The organism is Lentzea sp. NPDC004789 (assembly GCF_053601075.1).
This window is the reverse complement of sequence record NZ_JBSGBE010000002.1, coordinates 725,201-747,485: the sequence shown is the minus strand read 5'-3', so window position 1 is coordinate 747,485 and position 22,285 is coordinate 725,201. Positions and strand designations below refer to the sequence as shown.

General features: G+C 70.9%; 1 protein-coding gene (only partly in view). It reads left to right on the top strand.

The genetic code is table 11. The annotated features are described in order from the left end of the window. Positions 1–22,178: the 3' portion of a type I polyketide synthase gene (locus tag ACWEIJ_RS07125; protein ID WP_449836255.1), read on the top strand. Its footprint begins 4,723 nt before the window's first position; only the last 22,178 of its 26,901 coding nucleotides appear in the window; the start codon falls outside the window, past its left edge; it ends in the stop codon at positions 22,176–22,178. Positions 22,179–22,285 lie beyond the last annotated feature (107 nt).

The following is a 22,285-nucleotide window of genomic DNA, read 5'->3' as shown; positions in this document are numbered from 1 at the left end:
CGGAGACCGCCGACACGTTGATCCGCCGGCTGTCCGGCCTGGGCGCGGAGGAGCGCTCGGACGCGGTGCTGGAGCTGGTCCGCGGCCAGGTCGCGGCGGTGCTCGGGCACGCGTCCGGTGACGAGATCGAGGCCACGCGCCAGTTCCAGGACCTGGGCTTCGACTCGCTGACCGCCGTCGAGCTGCGCAACCAGCTGACCGCGGTGACCGGGCTGCGGCTGCCCGCGACGATGGTGTTCGACTACCCGACGCCGGTCGCGCTGGCCGCGCACCTGCTCGACGAGCTGTTCGACGGCGTGGCGGACGTCGTCGTGGCCGCCGAGGTCCGGGCCGCCGTCGCCGATGACCCGATCGTGATCGTCGGCATGGGTTGTCGCTATCCGGACGGCATCGGGTCGGCGGACGACCTGTGGCGGCTGGTGTCCGAGGGCGGCGACGCGGTCTCCGGCCTGCCGTCGAACCGCGGCTGGGACCTCGAGAACCTCTACCACCCCGACCCAGACCACCCCGGCACGACCTACTCGCGTTCCGGAGGCTTCCTGCACGACGCGGGCGAGTTCGACGCCGGGTTCTTCGGCATGTCACCGCGTGAGGCGCTCGGCACCGACTCGCAGCAGCGCATCCTGCTGGAGGTCGTGTGGGAGGCGATCGAGCACGCCGGGATCGACCCGGTGTCGTTGCGCGGCACCCAGACCGGTGTGTTCGCGGGCGTCATGTACAACGACTACGGCGCGCGGCTCGGCGGCGGTGACTTCGAGGGCTTCCAGGGCTCCGGCACCTCACCGTCCATTGTGTCCGGTCGTGTTTCCTACACCCTGGGTCTCGAAGGCCCGGCGGTCACGGTCGACACCGCCTGCTCTTCCTCCTTGGTCGCAATGCACTGGGCGATGCAGGCGCTGCGGGCGGGGGAGTGCTCGCTGGCGCTGGCCGGTGGCGTGACGGTCATGTCGACGCCGACCGCGTTGATCGAGTTCTCCCGGCAGCGCGGTCTGTCGCCGGACGGCCGCTGCAAGGCGTTCTCCGACTCCGCAGACGGTGTGGGCTGGTCCGAGGGCGCTGGTGTGGTGGTGCTGGAACGCATGTCCGACGCCGTGCGCAACGGGCATCCGATTCTCGCCGTGATCCGCGGCTCCGCGGTGAACCAGGACGGCGCCTCGAACGGCCTGATGGCGCCGAACGGACCCGCTCAGCAGCGCGTGATCCGCGCCGCGCTGGCCAACGCCGGGCTCACCTCGTCCGATGTGGACGTTGTCGAGGCGCACGGCACGGGCACGACGCTGGGTGACCCGATCGAGGCGCAGGCGCTGCTCGCGACCTACGGCCAGAACCGCACCGAACCGTTGCTGCTCGGGTCGGTGAAGTCGAACATGGGCCACACCCAGGCCGCCGCGGGCGTCGCCGGCGTGATCAAGATGGTGCAGGCGATGCGGCACGGCGTTGTGCCGCAGACGCTGCACGTCACGACGGCCTCGTCGCACGTCGACTGGTCCGAGGGCGCGGTCGAGCTGCTGACCTCGTCGCGTGCGTGGCCCGAGGTCTCCCGGCCTCGGCGCGCGGGCGTCTCGTCGTTCGGCATTTCGGGCACGAACGCGCACATCATCATCGAGCAGCCACCGGCCGTCGACGTGCCGACTCCTGCGTCTTCTGCGCCTTCGGATGTGGTCGTGCCGGTGGTGCTGTCGGGCCGCACCCGCCGTGCGGTGCGGGGGCAGGCCGCGCGGCTGCGGTCGTTCGTCGAGTCTTCCGACGTCTCGTTGCGCGACTTGGCTTTCTCGCTCGCGACGACCCGTTCGGCGTTCGAGCAGCGGGCTGCAGTAGTGGTAGGTGACCGCGAGTCGCTGCTGCGTTCGCTGGGTGCGCTCGCGACTGAGAACGCCGATGCCGCCGTGGTGGAGGGCGAGGTCGCGCCGGGCAAGGTGGCGTTCCTGTTCTCCGGTCAGGGATCGCAGCGTCTCGGCATGGGGCGTGAGCTCTACGAGCGTTACCCGGTGTTCGCCGCCGCGCTCGACGAGGTGCTCGAACGGCTGCCGGTCCGCGAGGTGATGTGGGGATCCTCAGAGGAGGACCTGCGGCAGACCGGCAACGCCCAGCTCGCGCTGTTCGCGTTCGAGGTGGCGCTGTTCCGGCTCGTCCGCTCGTGGGGCGTCAAGGTCAACGCCCTGGTCGGCCACTCCATCGGTGAGATCGCCGCCGCGCACGTGGCCGGAGTGCTGTCGCTGGACGACGCCTGCACGCTGGTGTCGGCCCGTGCCCGCCTGATGCAGGCGTTGCCGGCCGGTGGCGCGATGGCGGCCATCCAGGCGACCGAGGCCGAGATCACCCCGCTGCTGACGTCCGGCGTCTCGATCGCCGCGATCAACGGCCCGGCGTCGGTGACCATTGCCGGTGTTGAACAAGAGGTTCGTCGGATTGTTGAACGATTCGACGATCGCAAGACCAAGCAGCTCGCGGTCTCGCACGCCTTCCACTCGCCGCTGATGGAGCCGATGCTCGACGAGTTCCGCCAGGTCGTCGAGGGACTTTCGTTCAACAATCCGACGATCCCGCTGTTCACTGGTGGGATTGTTGAACAATCCGACTACTGGGTCCGGCACGTGCGCGAGACCGTGCGGTTCCACGACAACGTTGAGGCGGCGCGTGCCGCCGGTGTGACGACGTTCGTGGAGATCGGTCCCGAGGGTGCGCTGTCGGCGTTGGTCGACGGTGCGATTCCGGTCCTGCGCAAGGATCGCCCGGAAGAGGCGTCGATCGCGCTGGCACTCGGACGGCTGTTCGCGGCAGGTGTCCCGGTCGACTGGAAGGCCTACTTCGGCCCGGCGCGGCGGGTGACGCTGCCGACCTACGCGTTCCAACACGAGTACTACTGGCCGCTGGGCTCCACCGCCCCGGCCGTGACGGACGCGGACCCGGCGGACGCCAAGCTGTGGGCGGCGATCGAACGCGGCGACGCCCGTGAGCTGGCGGCGTTGCTGCGGCTGGGGGAGGAGCAGCGGTCGTCGCTGGACTCGCTGATCCCGGCGCTGTCGTCGTGGCGTGCGGGCAACCAGGAGAAGACGCTGCTCGACTCGTGGCGGTACCGCGTGCTGTGGGCGCCGGTCCGGGTCACGGGCACGCCGGTGTTGTCCGGTCACGTCGTGGTGCTGACGACCCCGGCGGTCGACGCCGAGCCCTACCGCGCGGTGCTCGCCGCGCACGGTGCCGAGGTCACGGTCGTCACCTCGGTCGAGGACGTGCCTTCCTGCGATCTCGTGGTGTCGTTGGTGGCGCTGGACGAGTCGCCCTCGCCGGTGCTGACCGTCGGCCTGGAGCAGTCGATCCTGCTGGTCAAGTCGGTGGAGGCACCGATCTGGGCGGTGACGTCCGGTGCGGTCGCCGCGGAGACGTCGGACTCGGTGCGGTCCGCCGCTCAGGCCGCGGTGTGGGGCTTCGGCCGTGCGGCGGCACTGGAGTACCCGCAGCGCTGGGCCGGTCTGATCGACATGCCCGAGGTGCCCGACGAGAACTCGTTGCGCCGCTTCGTGTCCTGCGTCGCCGGGCTGGGCGGTGAGGACCAGCTGGCCGTGCGGTCGTCCGGCGTGATGGGGCGCCGGCTGGCGCACCGTCCGGTCGACGCGCTGCCGTCGGACTACACGGCTCACGGCACGGTGCTGATCACCGGCGGTACCGGTGGTCTCGGTGCCACGACCGCTCGCTGGCTCGCTGAGCGCGGTGTCTCCGGTCTGGTGCTGACCTCCCGCCGAGGTATGGACGCGCCGGGGGCCGCTGAGCTGAAGGCGTCGCTGGAGGAGCTCGGTCCGCAGGTCTCGATCGTCGCGTGCGATGTCGCCGACCGCGAGGCGCTCGCTTCCGTCGTGTCGGGAATCGCCGACCTGTCGGGTGTCGTGCACACCGCCGGTGCCGCGCAGCACGCGCCGCTGGAGCTGACCTCGCTGGACGACTTCGCGGAGGTGTTGTCCGCCAAGGTGGTCGGCGCCGCGAATCTCGACGCGCTGGTCGGCGAGGTCGACTTCTTCGTGCTGTTCGGCTCGATCGCGGGCGTGTGGGGCAGCGGCGGCCAGGCGGCTTATGGTGCCGCGAACGCCTACTGCGACGCCCTGGCCGAGGCCCGGCGTGCTCGCGGACTGCGGGCGACGTCGATCGCGTGGGGCCCGTGGGCCGAGGTCGGCATGGCGACGCACGAGGCCATGTCCGACAACCTCGCGCGTCGCGGCCTGACGTTCCTGCGGCCAGAGCAGGCGGTCGTCGAGCTGAACCGCGCCGTGATGCACGACGACACCTGCGTCACCGTCGTCGACATCAACTGGGACACCTACTTCCCCCTGTTCACCTCGGTTCGCCCGTCCGCGCTGCTGGCAGATCTGCCGGAGGTGCGCGCCCTGACCGTTGTGGAAGAAGTGCGCCGCGACGACTCCGAGTTCGCCCGCAAGCTCCGCTCAGTGTCCGAAGAGGACCAGAAGCGCGAGCTCGTCGAGCTCGTGCGCGCCGAGGCCGCCGCCACGCTGGGACACAGCTCGGTCGAGGAGGTGGGGGAGAACCGGGCGTTCCGCGACATCGGGTTCGACTCGCTGACCGCGGTCGAGCTGCGCAAGAAGCTGTCCGACGCGACCGGCCTGACGCTGCCGGCGACGCTGGTGTTCGACTACCCGACCCCGGTGGTGCTGGCCGACCACCTGCTGGCCGAGCTGCTCGGTTCGGGACAGGAGGCCCTGTCGTACTCCGCGCAGGTCGACTCGGACGAGCCGATCGCGATCGTCGGCATGAGCTGCCGCTTCCCCGGTGACGCGAACACCCCGGAGGCGTTCTGGGAGATGGTGCTCGCCGGCACGGACGCGATCACGGAATTCCCGGCGGACCGCGGTTTCGACATGGCGCAGCTGTACGACCCGGACCCCGACCGTCCCGGCACCACCTACACCACCGCGGGCGGCTACCTGCCCGGCGCGGGCGACTTCGACCCGGCGTTCTTCGGCATCTCGCCGCGGGAGGCCACCGGCATGGACCCGCAGCAGCGGCTCCTGCTGGAAACCACCTGGGAGGCGGTCGAACGCGCGGGCATCGACCCGGCCGCGTTGCGGGGCAAGAAGGTCGGCGCGTTCATCGGCTCGTCCTACATCGAGTACGGCGGCGGTGACGGCGGTTCGGAGGGTTACCAGGTCACCGGCACTTCGCCGTCGGTGCTGTCCGGCCGCGTCGCCTACGTGTTCGGCTTCGAGGGCCCGGCCGTCACCGTCGACACCGCGTGCTCTTCCTCTTTGGTGGCAATGCATCTGGCGTGCCAGTCGCTGCGCACCGGCGAGTCGGAGTTCGCCGTGGCCGGTGGCGCGACGATCATGCCGAACCCGAAGCCGCTGATCGCCTTCTCCCGCCAGCGGGCCCTCGCCCGCGACGGCCGGTGCAAGTCGTTCTCCGACTCCGCGGACGGCATGATCCTTTCTGAGGGCATCGGCATGCTTCTGCTGATGCGCCAGTCGGACGCGGTCGCCGCCGGCCACCGGATCCTGGCCGTCATCCGCGGCTCGGCGGTGAACCAGGACGGCGCCTCGAACGGCCTGTCCGCCCCGAACGGCCCGTCGCAGCAGCGCGTGATCATGCAGGCGCTGGCGAACTCCGGCGTGTCGGCCAACGACATCGACGCCCTCGACGCCCACGGCACCGGCACCTCGCTGGGTGACCCGATCGAGGCCCAGGCGTTGTTCAACACCTACGGCCGTGACCGCGACGCCGACCGCCCGCTGCTGCTGGGCTCGGTGAAGTCGAACATCGGCCACACCCAGTCCGCCGCGGGCGTCGCCTCGGTCATCAAGATGGTGATGGCACTGCAGCACGGCGTCCTGCCGCGCACCCTGCACGCCGCCGAGCCGTCCACGCACGTCGACTGGTCGCCGGGCACCATCTCACTGCTGCAGGACACGACCGCCTGGCCCGAGACCGGCCGCGCCCGCCGCTGCGCCGTGTCGTCGTTCGGCATCTCCGGCACCAACGCCCACGTGATCTTGGAGCAGGCCGCGGGGATCCCCCCGATTTCCAGCGTATCGGTCACGCCACGCCCGTTGGCCGCCGCTTCGGAATCTGTGGACAACTCGACGCCTGTGGACAACTCGGCAGTTGTCGATCTTCGCGACGCCGAACCGTCGGTGCCGGGTGAGACGATTGGAGTGGGGACCTCGTTCTCCCCCCGGGGCCCCCAGTCGGGATCGATTCCGTGGCTCGTGTCGGCGAAGTCCGAGGCGGCGCTGCGGGCCCAGATCGCCGGGCTGAACACTGTTGACGCGAGTCCGGGAGACATCGCCTACAGCCTGACCCTGCGGCCGGACTTCGACCATCGCGCGGTGATCATCGACGGCGTCGAGACCAGGGGTGTCGCCGACCTGGAGCGCAAGGTCGCGTTCATCTTCCCCGGCCAAGGCTCGCAGTGGGTCGGCATGGGCGCGCAGCTCCTCGACGAGTCGCCGATCTTCGCCGCCCGCATGGCCGAATGCGCCGCCGCGCTGCGGCCCCACACCGACTGGAACCTCCTCGACGTCATCCGCCAAGCCCAGAGCCTGGACCGCGTCGACGTCGTCCAGCCCGCGAGCTGGGCGATGATGGTGTCGCTCGCCGAGGTCTGGAAGCACTACGGCGTCACCCCGGACGCCGTCATCGGCCACTCCCAGGGCGAGATCGCGGCCGCAGCCGTCAGCGGCGCGTTGAGCCTCGAAGACGCCGCCAAGGTCGTCGCCCTGCGCAGCCAGGCCATCGGCCGGGTCATGTCCGGGCGCGGCAGCATCGTGTCCATCGGACTGTCCGCGAGCGAGGTCCAGCCGCACCTCGAAGAGTGGGGCGAGCGACTCAGCCTCGCCGCCACCAACGGCCCGCGCAGCGTCGCGGTCTCCGGCGACCTGGAGGCGCTGGACGCGTTGTGCGGCAAGCTCGTCGAACAGGGCGTCCGGGTCCGCCGCATCGAGGTCGACTACGCCTCCCACTCGGCGCAGGTCGAGGACATCCGCGACGACGTTCTCGACGACCTGCGGACGATCACGCCGCAGACCCCGCACACCCGGTTCCTCTCCACGGTCACCGGCGAGTGGAACGACGCCAACACCGACGCCGAGTACTGGTACACCAACCTGCGCCAGACCGTGCACCTGAACGAGGCCGTCGAGCAGCTGATCGGCTCAGGCCACCAGGTGTTCATCGAGGTCAGCTCGCACCCGGTGCTCACGCCGGGCGTCCAGGACGCGCTCGCCGGCAGGCGGGGCGTCGTCACCGGCACGCTGCGCCGCGACATCGGTGGCCTGCAAAGGGTCCTGACCAGCCTCGCCGAGGTCTGGGTCCGCGGCCTGCCGGTGCGGTGGCACCTCCAGGGCAATCGTGTCGACCTGCCCACCTACCCGTTCCAGCACGAGCGGTTCTGGATCGGCCCGCCGCAGCACCCCGTCGCGGCGTCGGAGGACCCGGCGGACGCCGCGTTCTGGCAGGCCGTCGAGCAGTCCGACCTCGCCACGCTCACCCAGAGCCTGCACCTCGACGAGGCCACGCTCGCCGCCGTCCTGCCCGCGCTGACCACGTTCAGGCAGACCAGCCGCGATCAGTCCACAACGGACTCGTGGCGCTACCGCACGACGTGGAAGCCGTTGCGCGGGCTCGACAACGGCAAGCTCACCGGCAACTGGGTCGTCGTCACCACAGACGCCGTCAACGACACCGACGTCGTTACCGCGCTCGGTGACGTGCAGCGGATCGTGCTGGACGCCAACGACGACCGCGCCACCATCGCCGCCAAGCTGGTCGACGCGGACGGCATCGTCTCCCTGCTGCCGACCGACGAGCGCCACGGAACCCTCGGGCTGCCCGTCGGCCTGCTGCTCACCGTCCACCTGATCAACGCGCTCGGCGACGCCGGCATCACCGCCCCGGTGTGGAACATCTCCCGCAACGCCCTGGCCACCGGCCGCGCCGACACCGTCGACCACCCGGCACAGGTGCAGGCCATCGGCATCGGCTGGACCGCGGCCCTGGAGCACCCACAACGCTGGGGCGGCTCCATCGACCTGCCGGAGGAGCTCGACCAGCGGGCCTCGCAACGGTTCGTCTCGGCCCTGGTCAACGCGGGCGACGAGGACCAGCTGGCGATCCGCGCGTCCGGCACGCTCGCCCGCCGCGTCGTGCGCGCACCGTCCAAGCCCAGCCGCAGCGACTGGACCCCGCGCGGCACCACGATCATCACCGGCGGCACCGGAACGCTCGGCCCGCACGTCGCGAGGTTCTTCGCGCACAAGGGCGCCGAGCACCTGGTGCTGACCAGCCGCCGCGGCCTCGACGCCCCCGGCGCCCGCGAGCTCGTGGCCGAGCTGGAGGAGATCGGCACGCCCACCTCGGTCGTCGCGTGCGACATCTCCCAGCGGGACGACGTCGAACGCATGCTCAACGACCTCCGCGCGGAAGGCCGGGAGATCCGCTCGGTCATCCACACCGCCGCGGTGATCGGCCTGCACTCGATCGACGGGTCCACTGTGGAGAGTCTGAGCGAGATCCTGGCCGCGAAGGTCGACGGCGCCGCCCACCTCGACGCGCTGCTGACCGAGGACCTCGACGCGTTCGTGCTGTTCTCCTCGATCTCCGGCATGTGGGGATCGGGAAACCACGCGTCCTATGTGGCCGGTAACGCCTACCTGAACTCGTTGGCCGCCAACCGCCGTGCCCGCGGCCTGAAATGCACCTCGGTCTCGTGGGGCATCTGGTCCGACGACATCGGCCTCGGCCGCGTCGACACCGACCAGATCCGCCGCAGCGGCCTGGAGTTCATGAAGGCACGGCTGGCGCTGGCCGGTCTGCAGCGGGCGATCGAGGACGACGAGACAGAGATCGCCATCGCGAACATCGCCTGGGACCGCTACTACCCGGTCTTCACGGCGATGCGCCCGACCACGCTCTTCGAAGAGCTGCCGGAGGTCCGCGCACTCACCGTCGCCGCCGAGCAGACCACGGCGTCCGACAGCTCCGACCTCGCGGCCAAGCTGCGCGCCCTGCCGCCCGCCGAACGCGAACAGCAGCTCCTCGACCTCGTCCGCGCCGAAGCCGCGTCCGTGCTCGGCATGGCCTCGACCGACGCGCTGACCGAGCACCGGGCGTTCCGCGAGGTCGGCTTCGACTCGATCACCGCCGTCGACCTGCGCAACAAGCTCGCCGCCGCAACAGGTCTGACGCTGCCGACCACGATGGTGTTCGACCACCCGAGCCCGCTGGCGCTCACCGAGTTCCTGCTCGGCGAGCTCCTCGGCGCGGACGTGCCGTCGAACACGCAGGTGGTCGCGTCGGTGGCGTCCGACGAGCCGATCGCGATCATCGGCATGGCCTGCCGCTATCCCGGTGGCGTCGCGAGCCCGGAAGACCTGTGGAACGTCGTGATGAACGGCGTCGACGCGATCTCCGGCTTCCCGGCCGACCGCGGCTGGGACGGCGACTCGCTCTACAACCCCGACCCGGACGCCCCCGGCGGCGCCTACTCGGTGCAGGGCGGCTTCCTGCACGACGTCGCGAACTTCGACCCCGGCTTCTTCGGCATCAGCCCCCGCGAGGCCCTGTCGATGGACCCGCAGCAGCGACTGTTGCTGGAGACCGCCTGGGAGTCCATCGAACGCGCCGGCATCGACCCGCAGTCGCTCAAGGGAACCCTGACTGGTGCGTTCATCGGCGCCTCCTACCAGGACTACTCGGCGGGCGGCTCCGACCAGCCGGGCGACGAGGGCCACATGATCACCGGCACGCTCTCCAGCGTGCTGTCGGGCCGCGTCTCCTACCTGTTCGGTCTCGAAGGCCCCGCGGTCACCCTCGACACCGCTTGCTCCTCTTCTTTGGTGGCCCTGCACCTGGCCTGCCAGTCGCTGCGCGACGGCGAGTCGACGCTGGCGCTGGCCGGCGGCGTCTCGGTCATGGCGACGCCCGGCGCCTTCGTCGGCTTCTCCCGCCAGCGCGCCCTGGCTCGCGACGGCCGCTGCAAGGCCTACTCCGACGCCGCCGACGGCATGACGCTCGCCGAGGGCGTGGGCTTGGTGCTGCTGGAACGTCTCTCCGACGCTCAACGCAACGGCCATCGCGTCCTCGCCGTCGTGCGCGGCTCCGCGGTGAACCAGGACGGCGCCTCGAACGGCCTCACCGCCCCGAACGGCCCTTCACAGCAACGCGTCATCCGCCAGGCCCTCGCCAACGCCCGCGTCGATCCGTCCGAAGTGGACGCCGTCGACGGGCACGGCACCGGCACGGCCCTGGGCGACCCGATCGAGGCCCAGGCCCTGCTCGCCACCTACGGCCAGAACCGCACGCGGCCACTGCTGCTCGGCTCCATGAAGTCGAACATCGGCCACACCCAGATGGCCTCCGGTGTCGCCTCCATCATCAAAATGGTGCTCGCCCTGCGCGCCGGTGTCCTGCCGCGCACGCTGCACGTCGACCAGCCCTCGACCAAGGTCGACTGGTCGTCGGGCTCGATCAAGCTCCTCGCCACCGAGGAACCGTGGCCCGTGACCGACCACCCGCGCCGCGCGGGCGTCTCCTCGTTCGGCCTCTCGGGCACAAACGCCCACGTCGTGCTAGAGGCAGCTCCCGAACCTGTGGACAACTCGGCCCCTGTGGACAACCCCGCAGATGTCGATCTCCACGCCCCGGATTCGTCCGACCCCCGTGGGACGATTGGAGTGGGGACCTCGTTCTCCCCCGGAGGGGGCGAGTCGGGATCGATCCAGGTCGGTGCGGTGCCGGTGCTGCTGTCGGCGCGTGCGGACGAGGCCCTCCGGCAGATGGCCGACCGTCTGCTCGACGTCGACGCGGGCCTGCCTGAGCTGGCCGCGTCGCTGGCCACGAAGCGGTCCACGTTCGAAAAGCGCGCGGTCGTCGTCGCGAGCGACCGTGACGAGCTGGTGCGCGGCCTGACGGCGTTGCGCGACAACCAGCCGGACGGCGCGGTCGTCCGCGGCCAGGCCACGCGCGGCCGCACCGCGTTCCTGTTCACCGGCCAGGGCTCGCAGCGCCTCGGCATGGGCCGCGAGCTCTACCAGCGGTACCCGGTGTTCGCCGACGCTCTCGACGCGGCCTGCGCCCACCTCGACGCCGATCTCGACCGCCCGCTGCGCGAGGTCATGTGGGGCGAGGACGAGCAAGAGCTCAACCAGACCGGCTACGCCCAGCCCGCGATCTTCGCGGTCGAGGTCGCGCTGTTCCGCCTGCTCGAGTCTTGGGGCGTCACGCCCGACTACCTCGCGGGGCACTCGATCGGCGAGATCGCCGCCGCGCACGTCGCCGGCGTCCTGAGCCTCGACGACGCCTGCACGCTGATCTCGGCCCGCGCCCGCCTCATGCAGGCGCTGCCGGCCGGCGGCGCGATGATCGCCATTCAGGCCACCGAAAGTGACATCACGCCGTTGCTCACCGGCCGCGTGTCGATCGCCGCCGTCAACGGGCCCGCGTCGATCGTCATCGCGGGCGACGAAGCCGAGGCCGAGGCGATCGCGGCACGGTTCGAGAAGACCAAGCGGCTCAAGGTCAGCCACGCGTTCCACTCGCCATTGATGGACCCGATGCTCGACGACTTCCGTGCCGCGATCAGCGGCATCAGGTTCGGCGAGCCGTCGATCCCGCTGGTCGCCGACGACGTGACCGACCCGGAGCACTGGGTGCGGCACGTCCGCGACGCCGTCCGGTTCGCCGACAAGGTCACGCACCTGGAAAGCCGCGGCGTGCGGGCGTTCCTGGAGCTCGGCCCGGACGGCGTGCTCACCGGCATGGCCCAGGAGTCGCTCACCGAACAGGCCGTGCTGGTCCCGGCACTGCGCCGCGACCGCGACGAGGTCGTCACGCTGCTGACCGCGCTGGCCGGCGTCCACGTCCGCGGCACGACCGTCGACTGGGCCGCGTACTTCGCGGGCACCAGGGCTGATGTCGAACTGCCCACGTATCCGTTCCAGCACCAGCGTTTCTGGCCCGAGCCCGTCGCCGTCAAGGCCGCCGAAGGCGACTTCGTCGACGACGAGTTCTGGGCGGCGGTCGAGCGGGAGGACTTCGCCGCGCTGGCGCAGTGGCGTTCCCGCAAGCAGCAGTCCACTGTGGACTCGTGGCGGTATGCGGTCACCTGGAAACCGATTACGACGCAGTCCACTCTCACCGGCCCGTGGCTGGTCCTCACCGACCACGACACGTCCGAGCTGATCGACGCGCTGGGCGTCGAGACCGTGGTCGTCAACGCCGCGGACAACCGCCAGGAGCTCGCCGAGCAGGTCAGCGGCGACTACGCGGGCGTGCTGTCGTTGCTCGCGCTGGACGTCGAGGCCGAACAGGCGCTGGTCCGCACTTCCGTTGTGGTGCAGGCACTTGGTGACGCCGGAGTCGACGCCCCGCTGTGGGTGGCGACGCGCGGCGCGGTGTCGGTCGGCGGCGGCGAGCAGATCACCAACCCCGACGGCGCCACGGTCTGGGGTCTCGGCCGCGTGATCGCACTGGAACACCCGCAGCGCTGGGGCGGCCTGATCGACCTGCCCGCGCAGCTCGACTGGAACACCGCGCGCCGCATCCCCGGCGTGCTCGCGGGAACGGGCGAGGACCAGGTCGCCGTGCGGCCGTCCGGCGTCTACAGCCGCCGCCTCATCCACAGCACCCCGAGCGCGCTGCACCGCGACTACCGGCCGGGCCGCGTGCTCGTCACCGGCGGCACCGGCGCGATCGGCAAGCAGGTCGCGCAGTGGCTGCTCGACCAGGACGCCGAACAGGTCGTCCTGGTCAGCCGCACCGGTTCCGCTGAGTTCGCCGACCCGCGCGTGGTCGTCAAGTCCTGCGACGTCGCCGACCGCGACGCGCTGGCCGCCCTGCTCGCCGAGCACCCGGTGACGTCGGTCTTCCACGCGGCGGGCGTCGTCGAGGACGGCCTCGTCGAGTCGATGGACGCCACCTCGTTCACGAACCTGTTGCGCGCCAAGGTCCACGCCACCCGCAACCTGCACGAGCTCACGTCCGACCTTGACGCGTTCGTGCTGTTCGCGTCCACCGCCGGTGTCATCGGCGGTGCGGGCCAGGGCAACTACGCCGCGGCCAACGCCTTCCTCGACGCCTTCGCCGAGTACCGCCGCCTGCAAGGACTTCCGGCCACCTCGGTGGCGTGGGGACCATGGGGCGAGGCCGGCATGGCGGCCGCGGGAGGCGTCGCTGAACGTCTGAAGCGCGGCGGTTTCACGCCGATGGAGCCGGCACTCGCGTTGCAGGCGCTGAAAAAGGCCATCGAACACGGTGACGCGGCCGTGCTGGTCGCGGAGATCGACTGGGAACGTTTCCTGCCCGCGCTCGCCGGTCTGCGTCCTGCGCCGCTGGTCGGCGATCTTCCCGAGGTCAAACGCTTCCACACCAACGAGAAAGTCGTGGATGCCGCAGAACAGCCGCAGTTCCGCAAGGCGCTCGCGGGCCTGTCGAAGGCCGAACGCAACCGTGCGGTGCTCGATCTGGTGCGCGGCCAGATCGCCGCGGTTCTCGGGCACGGCAACGCTTCCGACGTCGACCCTGACCGCGCGTTCCTCGACCTCGGCTTCGACTCGCTCACGACGCTGGAGCTGCGCAACCGCCTGCAGGCCGCGACCGAGCTGACGTTGCCGGCATCGTTGCTCTACGACTACCCGACCCCCTACGACCTGGCGGAGTTCCTGCTGGGCGAGGTCGGCGACGTCCCGGCCGAGGTGGTGGTGCGGCGCGCCGGCGACGACCCGATCGCGATCGTCGGCATCGGCTGCCGCTTCCCCGGCGGCGTGACCTCCCCGGAAGCCTTCTGGGACCTGATCTCCTCCGGTGGTGACGGCGTCAGCTCGTTCCCGGCCGACCGCGGCTGGGACCTGGCCGCGCTCGGCGCCGGCGCGTCGGCGTCGCTGGAAGCGGGTTTCCTCGACGGGGTCGCGGACTTCGACGCGCACTTCTTCGGCATCTCGCCGCGGGAAGCGCTCGCGATGGACCCGCAGCAGCGCCTGGTGCTGGAGACGGCCTGGGAAGCACTCGAACGCACCGGCATCGACCCGCTGTCGTTGAAGGGCAGCCCGACCGGTGTGTTCGTCGGCACGAACGGCCAGGACTACGAGAACGTCCTGCGTCGCTCGCTCGACCGGGACATCCAGGGCTACCTCGCAACCGGCAACACCGCGTCGGTCATGTCCGGCCGCCTCTCCTACGTCCTCGGACTGGAAGGCCCGGCCGTCACCATCGACACGGCGTGCTCGTCGTCGTTGGTCGCCATGCACTGGGCGATGCGCGCGCTCCGCTCCGGTGAGTGCTCTCTCGCTCTCGCCGGTGGTGTCAGCGTGATGTCGAGCCCCGACTCGTTCGTCGAGTTCACGACCCAGGGCGGCCTCGCGCCGGACGGCCGCTGCAAGGCCTTCGCCGACGCCGCCGACGGCACCGCGTGGTCCGAGGGCGCGGGCATCCTCGTGCTGGAACGCCTGTCCGACGCGGTGGCGAACGGCCACGAGGTGCTGGCTCTGGTCCGCGGCTCGGCCGTCAACTCCGATGGCGCCTCCAATGGCCTCACCGCCCCCAACGGTCCCTCGCAGCAGCGCGTCATCCGCCGCGCTCTCGCGGACGCCGGACTGTCCGTGGGCGACATCGACGCTGTGGAAGCACACGGCACCGGTACGACGCTGGGCGACCCGATCGAGGCCCAGGCCCTGCTGGCGACCTTCGCCGACCGCTCGTCGCCGCTCTACCTGGGTTCGGTGAAGTCGAACATCGGCCACGCCCAGGCCGCCGCGGGTGTCGCGGGCGTGATCAAGATGGTGGAGGCGATGCGCCACGGCGTGCTGCCCCGCACCCTCCACGTCGACGCTCCGACCAGCCACGTCGACTGGACCTCGGGTCCGGTTTCGCTCCTCACCGAGAACATCGCCTGGCCGTCTTCGGGCCGTCCTCGCCGTGCGGGCATCTCCGCGTTCGGTCTCTCCGGCACGAACGCGCACGTCATTCTCGAGGCCGCGCCGTCGTCGTCGGTGGCGGGCGCGGGGATCCCCCCGATTTCCAGCGTACTCGTCGAAAACGCTGGTCAGGGCGCCGTCGCGGAATCTGTGGACAACCCGGCGCCTGTGGACAACTCGGCTGTTGTCGATCTTGCCGGCCCGGAATCGTCGGCCTCCCGTGCGACGATTGGAGTGGGGACTTCGCGTCCCCCCAAGGGGGCCCCCGTCGTTGTTTCGGCGAAGTCCTCCGATGCGCTGCGCGCTCAGATCGAGCGGATCCGCGCGGTCGAGGCGGATCAGCTGGACCTGGCGTTCTCGGCGGCGACCACGCGCGCGCAGTTCGCGCATCGGGCATTGCTGATCGACGGTGTAGAGGTCGTCAGCGGTGTGGCGCGCAAGGCGGGCACGACGGCGTTCCTGTTCACCGGGCAGGGCTCCCAGCGGCTCGGCATGGGGCGGGAGCTGTATGCGCGGTTCGAGACGTTCCGCGAAGCCTTCGACGAGGTGCTGGCCCATCTCGACCCGGAGCTGAAGAGCGTCGTCTGGGGCGAGGACGAGCAGAAGCTCAACCAGACCGGCTACACCCAGCCCGCCCTGTTCGCGATCGAGGTCGCGCTCGCCAGGCTCGTCCAGAGCCTCGGCGTCCTGCCCGACCACGTCGCGGGCCACTCCATCGGCGAGATCGCGGCCGCCCACATCGCCGGTGTCCTGACGCTCGAAGACGCCGCGAAGCTCGTCACCGCGCGCGCAAGCCTCATGCAGGCGCTGCCACAAGGCGGTGCGATGGTCTCCGTCCTCGCCACCGAGGCCGAGGTGCGCAAGCAGCTCGGCAAGTCCAAGAAGGTGTCGATCGCCGCGGTCAACGGGCCCAGCAGCGTCGTCATCGCGGGCGACAGCGCCGCCGTCGCCAAGATCGCCAAGAAGTTCGCGAAGACCAAGCAGCTCACCGTCAGCCACGCGTTCCACTCGCCGTTGATGGAACCGATGCTCGACGACTTCCGCGCGGCGATCGCGCACCTCAAGTTCGAGAAGCCGCGCATCCCGATCGCCACCACCGGCGACGTGACGACCGTCGACTACTGGGTGAACCACGTCCGCGACACCGTCCGCTTCCACGACAACGTCCAGAGCCTCGGAGCCGTCGACGCGTTCGTCGAGATCGGCCCGGACGGCGTGCTCGCGGCCATGGTCGACGGAGCCGTTGCCACGCAACGCAAGGACCGCGACGAGGTCAGCGCGTTCGATCTCGCGCTGGGCACCCTGCACGTGAAGGGGCTTGAGGTCGACTGGCCGCGGTACTTCGCCGGCACCGGTGCCAAGCGCGTCCCGCTGCCCACCTACGCGTTCCAGCGCGAACGCTACTGGCCGACGACCACGCCGAAGTCCGTCACCGACGACTGGCTGTACGAGGTGGTGTGGGAGAAGCACGACGTCAGCACCACGACGGAAGGCACCTGGCTCGTCCTCGGCGACGCGACGGGCTTCCCGGGGCGGACGACGACCGAGCTCGTGCCGGGCGACTACGCCGGTGTGATCTCAGTCGGCGACACCAGTCCGTTCGAGGTGCTGACCATGTTGGAGGACAACAACATCACGGCCCCGCTGTGGTGCGTCAGCAGCGAACCCGCGGTCTGGGGTGAGGGCCGGGTCGCCGCCGTGGAGCAGCCAGAACGCTGGGGCGGCCTGATCCGCGTCGAAACCGACAAGTGGGCGATTCCCCTGCAGGAGAAGGAAGTCACGTTCCACGAGGAGGGTGTGTTCGTCCCGCGTCTGCGCCGGGTCGAAGTCACCACCCCGTGGACGCCGACCGGCAAGATCCTCCTGTCCGGCGCCGAGGGGCCGATGGGTGAGCAGCTCAAGCAGAACCTGCCGAACACCGCGGAAACGCTGACCGACGACGTCACCGCGGTGATCCACCTCGGCGACCTCGACTCGCTCAAGCGGCTCGACGAGCAGCTGGGTGACCGCGCGCTGGAGGCGTTCGTGGTCTTCGGTTCGGTCGCCGGCACGTGGGGCTTCCGCGGCCAGGCCCAGCAGGCCGCGCACAGCGTGATCGTCGAGGAGTTCGCGCGGCAGCGGAAAGCCCGCGGCCTCAAGGCGACCTCCATCGCCTACGCGCCGTGGGAGGGCACAACCGATCAAAGCATGGCCGCGCATCTGCGAATGAGCGGCATCCCGGTCCTCGACGGCCCGAACGCCGTCGCGGCCATCCACGCCGCCGTCGCGAGTGGACGGACGAACGTCGTCGTCGCGAACGTCGACTGGAGCACGTTCGGGCAGGACAACGAGCTGTTCAGCGGCTTGGTGCAGAAGAAGCCCGTCACCGAGCCGGTGCTGAAGCAGGTCCTGGCCGAGCTGCCCGAGTACGAACGCCACGGCACGCTGCTCACGCTCGTCCGCGAGAAGGCGGCACTCGTCCTCGGCCACAACGGAACCGAGGCGATCGAGCCGGACGTGCCGTTCCGCGACCTCGGGTTCGACTCCCTGACCGCCGTCGACCTGCGCAACCAGCTCCAGACGGAGTCCGGTCTGCAGCTCAGTGCCACGCTGGTGTTCGACTACCCGACGCCGGACGAGCTCGCCGCGCACCTGCTCACCGAACTCCTCGGTGGCGCGGACGACGTCCAGTTCACGGTGAAGAGCATGACGGACGAGCCGATCGCGATCGTCGGCATGGCCTGCCGCTACCCCGGTGACGTGCGGTCGCCGGAGGACCTGTGGCAGCTGCTGCTCGACGGCCGGGACGCCATCGGAGAGTTCCCGGCGGATCGCGGCTGGGACCTCACCGCCCTCTACAGTGGACAGAGCGTGACCCGTCACGGCGGGTTCCTCTACGACGTCCCGAACTTCGACCCGGACTTCTTCTCGATCTCGCCGCGCGAAGCGATGGTCATGGACCCGCAGCAGCGCATCGTGCTCGAAACCGCCTGGGAGGCCCTGGAACGGGCGGGTGTCGACCCGGCCACGATCCGCGGCTCCGTCACCGGTGTGTTCGTCGGCGGTGGCAGCGGCGAGTACCGGCCGTCGCCGGAGGAGACCGGGCTGGAGTGGCAGACCGCGCAGTCCGCGTCGCTGCTGTCCGGCCGCCTCGCCTACACGTTCGGGCTGCAGGGGCCGACGGTCTCGGTCGACACCGCGTGCTCGTCGTCGCTGGTGTCGCTGCACCTCGCGGCCCAGGCGCTGCGCACGGGTGAGTGCGAGATGGCCCTCGCCGGCGGTGTGTGCGTGATGTCGACGCCGGTCGGGTTCATCGAGTTCAGCGCCCAGGGCGCGCTGTCGGAGGACGGCCGCTGCAAGGCGTTCTCCGACAACGCCGACGGCACCGGCTGGGCCGAAGGTGTCGGCATGCTGGTGCTGGAACGGCTGTCGGACGCCGTGCGCAACGGTCACGAGGTGCTCGCGGTCGTGCGCGGCTCGGCGATCAACTCCGACGGCGCGTCGAACGGGCTGACGGCCCCGTCCGGACCGGCCCAGCAGCGGGTGATCCGGCAGGCGCTGGCCGCGTCCGGGCTGCGTCCGTCCGATGTGGACGCGGTCGAGGCGCACGGCACCGGCACGAAGCTCGGTGACCCGATCGAGGCGCAGGCGCTGCTCAGCGTCTACGGGCAGGACCGCTCGGCGCCGCTGCTGCTCGGCGCGGTGAAGTCGAACATCGGGCACACGCAGGCCGCGTCCGGGGTCGCGGGCGTGATCAAGATGGTGATGGCGATGCGGGCGGGAGAGCTGCCGCGGACTCTGCACGCCGAGACACCGTCCGCGCACGTCGACTGGAGCTCCGGCGCGGTGCAGCTGCTGCAGGAACGCACCGCGTGGCCCGCGGTCGACCGTGCGCGCAGGGCTGCGGTGTCGTCTTTCGGCGCCAGCGGCACCAACGCGCACGTGATCTTGGAAGCGCCCGCGTCGGGGATCCCCCCAATTTCCAGCGTACCGGACGAAAGTGCTGGTCAAGGGGCCGTTCGGCGATCTGTGGACAACTTCGCGGTGCTGCCTGTGCTGGTCTCTGGGCGGACGCCCGCCGCGTTGCGCGACCAGGCCGCGCGCCTGCTCGACGTCGACGCGGACCTCGCCGACATCGCCCGTTCGACGGCGACCACGCGGGCGTCGTTCGACCAGCGCGCGGTCGTGCTGGCGAGCAACCGCGCCGAGCTGACCGACGCGCTCGCGGCCATCGCCTCCGACGTCCGCAACCCCCTGGTGGTCCGGGACGAGGTGGCGCGCTCCGGCAAGCTCGCCTTCCTGTTCGCCGGCCAGGGCTCGCAGCGGATCGGCATGGGCCGCGAGCTGCACGCCCGGTTCCCGGCGTTCCGGGACGCCTTCGAGGACGTGCTGAGCCACCTCGACCCGAACCTCAGGGACGTAATCTGGGGCGACGACCAGGACGCGCTCAACCTCACCGGCACCACGCAGCCCGCGCTGTTCGCCATCGAGGTCGCGCTGTTCCGCCTCGTCGAGTCGTGGGGCCTGAAGCCGGACTTCCTGGCAGGCCACTCGATCGGCGAGATCGCGGCCGCCCACGTCGCCGGAGTGCTCAGCCTGGCCGACGCGGCGAAGCTGGTCACGGTGCGGGCGAAGCTCATGCAGGCGCTGCCCGAGGGCGGCGCGATGGTCGCGGTGCAGGCCAGCGAGGACGTCGTGCTGCCCCACCTCACCGATGGTGTGACGATCGCGGCGGTCAACGGGCCCGAGTCGGTCGTCATCGCCGGACCGGAGAACGCGGTGGTCGCGATCGCGCAACGCTGGAAGTCCAAGCGCCTGCGCGTGTCGCACGCCTTCCACTCGCCGCTGATGGACCCGATGCTGGCGGAGTTCCGGTCCACTGTGGAGTCACTGACGTTCGGCCCGCCGCGGATTCCCGTCGTGGCGGAGGGTGATGTGACGTCACCGGAGTACTGGGTCCGGCACGTGCGGGAAGCGGTGCGGTTCGCGGACAACGTGCGGACCCTCACCGAACGCGGCGTCACGACGTTCGTGGAGCTCGGCCCGGACGCCACGCTGTCCGGCCTGGTTGACGGCGGCATTCCGGTGCTGCGCAAGGACCGCGGCGAGGAGCAGTCGATCGTCTCGGCGCTCGCCCGCCTGCACACCCGCGGCGTGAAGGTCGACTGGGCCGGCTTCTTCGGCACCATCGGCCGCAGGATCACCCTGCCGACCTACGCGTTCCAGCACCAGAGGTTCTGGCCGTCGACGATGATCAGCTCGGCGCGTCCCGCCGCACCGGCGAACGACGACGCGGCGTTCTGGGCCGCGGTCGAGGGCGAGGACTTCGGGTCGCTGCAGAACGTCCTCAGCGTCGACACGCAGGCGCTGGAACAGGTGCTGCCGGCGTTGCTGGACTGGCGCAAGCAGCGCACCGACCTCGCCCTGGTCGACAGCTGGCGGCACCGCATCACGTGGAAACCGCTCGACGCGGGCCGGTCCGGTGAGCTGACGGGCACGTGGCTCGTGGTGACCGCCGGCGACGACGAGTGGAGCGACACGGTCATCGACGCGCTCGGCGTGAGCGTGGTCCGGGTCGACGTGTCCGCGCCGGACCGCGAGGCCATCGCGGCGGAACTGCGGTCGCTGGGCACCTCGTTCACCGGCGTGCTGTCGCTGCTCGGCCGCGCCGAGCCGGGTTCGGGCAGCGCTCCGGCGGGTGTGCTGCGGACCGCCGCGCTGATCCAGGCGCTCGGTGACGCCGGCATCACCGCGCCGCTGTGGTGCGCGACCCGCGACGGCGTCGCCGTCAACGGCACGGTCTTCGAGGACCTCACGCAGGCCGCGATCCACGGCCTCGGCCGGGTCGTGACGCTGGAGCACCCCGAACGCTGGGGCGGCCTGGTCGACCTGCCGGCGGTGATCGACGACCGCGTCGCGAACGGTCTCACGTCCGTCCTTTCCGGACTCGACGGCGAGGACCAGGTCGCGGTGCGCTCGACCGGCGTGTTCGGACGACGCCTGGTCGCCGCTCCGGCACCCGTTCCGGCCCAGGACTGGCAGCCGCGCGGCACCGTCCTGATCACCGGCGGCACCGGCGCGCTGGGCGGCCACGTGGCGCGGATGCTCGCGCAGCAGGGCGCCGAGCACCTGGTGCTGGTCAGCCGCGGCGGCCTGAACGCACCGGGAGCGGCGGGACTGCGCGCGGAACTCGCCGGCCTGGGCGCCGGCGTCACGATCGCCGCGTGCGACGTGGCGGACCGCAAGTCGTTGCAGGCAGTGCTTTCCGAGATCCCCGGCCCGTTGACCGCCGTCGTCCACACCGCGGGCGTCATCGACGACGGCGTGCTGGACAAGATGACCCCGGAACGGTTCGAGGCGGTGTTCCGCAGCAAGGTCACCTCGGCGTTGCTGCTGGACGAGCTGACCTCCGGCCTGGACGCGTTCGTGCTGTTCTCGTCCGCGTCGTCCTCGGTCGGCAGCCCCGGCCAGGCGAACTACGCGGCGGCGAACGCGATGCTCGACGCGCTGGCGGACCGCCGCCGCTCCCAAGGCCTCGCGGCCACGTCGATCGCTTGGGGCGCATGGGGTGGCGGCGGCATGGCCGACACCGAGGACGCGGTCGCCAACGCCAAACGTGCTGGTATCGCGTCGATGGACCCGGTCCTGGCATGTGTCGCGCTGCGCCAGCTCGTCGGCGAGGGACTGCCGACCGCGGTCGTGGCGGCGGTGGACAAGGGCCGGTTCTCCGGCGGGTTCCGCCCGAACCCGCTGCTGCGCGAGCTGGCCGGGGACACGCCGGCCGAGGCACCGGTGACCGAAGGCGCGTTCCGGGACAAGCTGCTGGCGTTGCCCGCGGCCAAGCGGTTCGACGAGGTGCTGGAGCTGGTGCGGACGAGGGCGGCCGAGGTGCTCGGCCAGGCCGACGTCGACGCCGTGCGGCCAGATCGGCCGTTCCGCGACCTCGGGTTCGACTCTCTCGCGGTGGTAGAGCTGCGCAACCAGCTCAACGCCGCCACGGGACTGTCACTGGCGTCGACGCTGGTGTTCGACCACCCGTCACCGGAGGAGCTCGCGACGCACGTGCTGACCGAACTGGTCCCCGACGCGGTCGCGCAGGACTCGGAGGAGACGGAGATCCGCGACCTGCTGGCACGGGTGCCGCTCGCGCAGCTGCGGGAGATCGGCGTGCTGGAACCGTTGATGCAGCTCATCGGCCGCGGTTCTGCCGACGTCGCGGTGGAGGAGGACATCGACGAGATGAGCGTCGACGACCTCATCCAGGCCGCGCTCGACGGCCAATCCGACTGACCGCGCTTTCCAAGACGGCCGGCTGCCCCTCGCGGGTGGCCGGCCGTTTTTTCTGAGGAAATCGCTACCGCTTCGGCTGCTGGAATTGCTGGCGGGATGACCGTGTC